The sequence below is a fragment of the Bradyrhizobium sp. NAS96.2 genome, assembly GCF_001908235.1.
Lineage (GTDB): Bacteria > Pseudomonadota > Alphaproteobacteria > Rhizobiales > Xanthobacteraceae > Bradyrhizobium.
Genome location: NZ_LGHK01000257.1, coordinates 1 through 4,332, shown reverse-complemented (window position 1 = coordinate 4,332; position 4,332 = coordinate 1). Strand labels below are relative to the sequence as shown.

The following is a 4,332-nucleotide window of genomic DNA, read 5'->3' as shown; positions in this document are numbered from 1 at the left end:
TGTTACGACCCTTGCACGGACGGGGCGGACCATACATTCTTTCCCACGAGGTCCTTGAGCGCCGCGTTGTCCAACATGGCATCAGCCAGCAACCGCTTCAGCCGTGTGTTCTCGTCCTCCAGCGTCTTCAGCCGCTTGGCCTCTGACACCTCCAGCCCGCCGAACTTGGCCTTCCAATTGTAGATGCTGGCGTCGCTGACGCCGTGCTTGCGGCACAGATCGGCAACCGAAACCCCGACCTCGTGCTCCTTCAGAATCCCGATGATCTGCTCTTCCGAAAAGCGGCTGCGCTTCATGCTCTGGTCCTCGTCTTGGGCCACAGCGAACTTCAAACTGGATTAAGCCTGTGGGGCAAGGTCACGAGATACATACAATAGCGGCAGCAGTACAACCGCGTGCAATCAGAGGACCGGCAGACATTGTAGTCTACGCGGCTATGTTGTTAAACCGATTCGCTCGCTGAGCTCCTTCCGTAGTAGTGGAATGGCGAAGCTAGGAAGAGGCCTGAGGGCCCGCCCCGACGAAGGAAAGCGTTCAAGATAGGACCCATTCTTTAAACCGAGCCGTCACAGGCTCCAGATGGTCTGCCCAGTAACCGGGATCAACAAACAAGCTTTTCGGATTATTCCAGTTTGGAAGCCATCTGCGAGCCGCATCGGTCAGCATTGTTGCGGCTGACTTGGAGACAGGCAACAGCCCTAGTGATTCCGACAGTCGCGCCTGCACTTCCGGGCGCATAATATAGGTGAGAAGTTTGATGGCGTTTTCTTTGTTCGGCGTACCCTTAAGCACCGCCAAGGCCCCGCTTCCATACAGATTCTGCTCAAAGGAGAACGCTAACGGTCTTCCGCCGCCGTCCTCAGTCGTCGATTTCACGCGACTTGCAGCTGGAGTGAAAGTGAAATCGACCTCGCCAGTTTGAACTAGAGCGATGGTTTGGGTATTGGTGGACGCCCATGTCGCAATACTCGGCTTTATTCGATCAAGGGCTTTGAACGCACGATCGAGGTCGAGAGGGTAGACATCTTTTGGCGCAACGCCGTCGGCAAGAAGCGCTACCTCCAGAGTCATAAAAGCCCGATTCATGAGCGAACGGCGGCCAGGAAACTTCGCTATGTCGAAGAACTCAGCGAAGGTTTGAGGGTGCTTTCCATCGCCGAATTTCGCTGGATCCCAAGCTAAACCCGCGGCAAAGAGATAGGTGGGTACGCTGTCACTTGTGGGAGGAATTCTCATATCATCCAACTTGAACACCGAACCATCCAGTTTTTCCCAAAAACCCGACTTAGACCCCGACGCGATCATGATATCTGCGCCGTCAAAAACATCCCACTCGACGTTTCCTGTAAGGATTTGAACCTTGACTCGTGCAAGATCAGGCGATTGCACGACATTTACTTTTATACCTGTTTCTTCGGTGAAGGGATTAAATGCGTCTCTGACGAAAATCTCTTGGTAGTTGCCGCCCCAGCCAGTGATCGTTACCGTGTTGGAGGCTGCACGCGAGCTTTTGATCGCCATTGGCGCCGCAATGACACCTCCCGCCGCCGCTAAAAGCAATGAGCGCCGCGACACTTTTGAGACGGGTCTTCTCATCGAGCCCCCCTTGTATATTCTCTAGTTATAAATCGACAGTACCAAATGCTGATTGTAGTTTTATGCCAAGGTCTAAGCTATCGCGAAATGAGGCCGCCAATAATCGACCGAATATGACGAAAAGCTCCAACGCGGAACAAGCAGTGATCTCGGGCCACGCTTATCTGCCAACGTCAATGATGCGGGTTACATCGCTAACGTCATTAGGCCGGCTTATGGAGTCTAGCAGTGGCACTGCTAACGTTCAAAATGATGGCACCGGTCGCGTCTCGGACAAGGGAGCTATGCGAGGGAGTCCTGCCCCCACTCCGAGTTGGATGTTATCATTCTCACCTTGTCGAGCTTGAGACGAGATGTGCCGCGCATCTCAACGTGACAGCGCAATCGGAAGGCGAGACCATGGCTCTCGCACACAGCGTTCAACCGACATTCGGCGCGCAGTTCCATCCAGACTCTATACTACCAGAACAGTGCGACCTACTGCGCAGCCCCTCTTGCGACTCGCGGACGCATATCGCGCGTGATGGCCTTCGATACGTGACTCAAGCAAGGTGCTATTAGCGCCGGACATGGACGAGCGTCGCTGGGAAGCAGGTGATGGAACGACTGGCCGAGCGCAGAACTCGATTGGCCGGAGTGAACCGCTCTGCTTGATGATCCAGTCGCTCAAGAAAGGACTGCGCGCTCGCGCCACGCGCCGTAAAATGCCTTGGCACAGTAGTCATCCCATTTGGGCGAGAGCGCCATCTTCGACGAAGTTGACATCACAACAACGTTGGAGATCGCGTTTTATTTAAGAGCGAGGTAGTGTAGGTAGGCTGACCTCACCCCCTCCAATAAACCAACATCCCTAAAGACGTTGTGAACGCTGGGAGCTGTACTGCCGCAAATCCTCAAATCGACTTTACGAACTCTCGTTTCTGCTCTGTCGTTCGGCCCGACAGCACGTCGACAATTATGACTGGCATTGAACGTCTTCGTAAGTCCGGACGAACCGCGTAGCTCCCACTCCTCGCTTACAATCACGATCTGTTCGCTCGCGCGCATGTGATGTAAGCTGCGGCGTGAGAACCACCAATTATTAGCAACCTTTGACGCATGGCTCTCAGGTTCGTCAAATACTTGCGTATACGCTCGCCGGCGTCGATTGGTCCAAGACTACTGTATCAGAGGACGCATACGACGCTCCGCGCCTATTTGAATGCGGAGCCAGGCGCGAGTTGTACTGTGAGGCCATCCAAATCCTCCGTCAATTCGATCTGACACGAAAGCCGAGAACTCTCTCGGCGCTCCTCGACGACATCCAGCATCGCATCTTCGAGGTCACTGGCGGGCTTGATCTTCGCCCACCAGGCGTCGTCGACGTAGACATGACAAGTTCCACAGGAAGCACAACCTCCGCATTGCGCGGTTAGATTCAACCCAGCATCTCGAATCGCAAGCATCAGGGTTTGCGCGGACACGTTATGGAGTTTAACCAACTGGCCTTCGTGATCGTAAATCAAAACTTTCATTGATCGGATTTCTTAGAAGGTCACATGCAATGGACCGAAGGAACGATGAGAAAACGCACGAAACCGCGGCGCTTCCTTCGCTGGATCAAGACGCAGATTCGGAAAACGCGCAATAAGCACCTTCAGCGATTCCCGCATCAGGAGTCTGGCGAGATGCATGCCCACGCAAATGCGTGGACCGACGTTAAATGCCAAATGATCAGTGGGTGGCTTTCTGCTCAAATCGATCATATGCGGGCAAGTGAAGTGCTCAGGATCTCGATTGGAGGCTGCATGCAACAGGCAGATCATGTCGCCCTTCTTCACCGCTGCACCAGCGAGTGACACGTCGCGATCGGCCTTCCTAAACCGCCACTGAACCGATCCCAAGAGTCGCAACGTCTCCTCCACGAACGCATTGAGAGCACCGTGCTGATCCCTAGATACCGCTTCGTGCATGGCGGGATCCGACAGGAATAGATAAATAGCGTTGGAGATAGCATTCGCGGTCGTGTCCCCTGCACCGAGCTCGATATCTCGCACGATCGAGATTACATCAGCCGGACTAACCTCTCCCCAATCCTCTGGAGCTCGAGACCAGATCTGACTGATGAAATCGCTGCCGCGCTTTTCTTTTCGCTCGAGGACAAGAGGCAGAAAGAGTTTGGTCAATTCATTTGCAGCACTTCTCGCCTTCCGGTTCACCTCTTCTCCAACATACTTCATGCCGAACCACACCGTCAGGTCTTTATGCCATCGGGAAACCCGATCCATGAGCATGTCATCTTTCCAAGGGAGCCCGAAGAGCGATCCCATAACTAGGTTGGGCAACCTATCGGCCATTTGAGTGCCTAGCTCGGCGCCTCCCTTTTCAGCGAAACTATCGATGATGTAGTTCATGACCGGCAAAACGTGTTCAACACGGTACTGCGGCATCATCGCAGGACTGAAAAGCTTCAGATAGAGCCGACGCATACGCGCATGCTCATCTCCGACCAGCGATGTAGCAGCCGTCCTACCGCCCTTGATCTCGTACACAAACGCAGGCGCATCATCGGCCAGGACCCGATAAGTTCCCTCGTCGGACTCAATCAGCTTGCAGATGTCATAACTCAACACCAGCCAGCAATTCATGCCGGGATCCCAAACGACGTGCCCTCTCTTGCGGAGCAAGTCATAAGCTGGAAACGGATCATTGTCGGCGAGTGACATCATCGACCATTCTGCGGAAGACGGCAAAATC

At 54.0% G+C, this 4,332-nt stretch carries 4 protein-coding genes and 1 pseudogene; 1 reads left to right on the top strand and 4 read right to left on the bottom strand.

All coding sequences use genetic code 11. From position 1 onward, the window contains the following. Positions 1-32: 32 nt before the first annotated feature. Together AC628_RS38000 and AC628_RS37995 are read right to left on the bottom strand one after the other, a co-directional pair. A pseudogene (locus tag AC628_RS38000) lies at positions 33-296 on the bottom strand (transposase); the annotation flags it as partial. Between the two features lie 238 nt (positions 297-534). Beyond that, on the bottom strand, positions 535-1,596 hold the full coding sequence (locus AC628_RS37995; protein WP_074131767.1) for an ABC transporter substrate-binding protein: 1,062 nt from the start codon (positions 1,594-1,596) through the stop codon (positions 535-537). Positions 1,597-1,845: 249 nt separating this feature from the next. Between AC628_RS37995 and AC628_RS46265 the strand changes: the two genes are divergently transcribed. Next, the gene (locus AC628_RS46265; RefSeq protein WP_502689826.1) at positions 1,846-2,157 is read left to right on the top strand and encodes a glutamine amidotransferase-related protein; all 312 of its coding nucleotides are present in this window, start codon (positions 1,846-1,848) and stop codon (positions 2,155-2,157) included. A 632-nt stretch (positions 2,158-2,789) separates the two neighbouring features. On the opposite strand, the gene AC628_RS37985 is transcribed toward AC628_RS46265, so the two are convergent. Beyond that, on the bottom strand, positions 2,790-3,110 hold the full coding sequence (locus AC628_RS37985; protein WP_074131765.1) for a 2Fe-2S iron-sulfur cluster-binding protein: 321 nt from the start codon (positions 3,108-3,110) through the stop codon (positions 2,790-2,792). A 12-nt stretch (positions 3,111-3,122) separates the two neighbouring features. Continuing rightward, a partial coding sequence (locus AC628_RS37980; RefSeq protein WP_210190316.1) for a cytochrome P450 occupies positions 3,123-4,332 on the bottom strand: 1,210 nt, incomplete at its 5' end.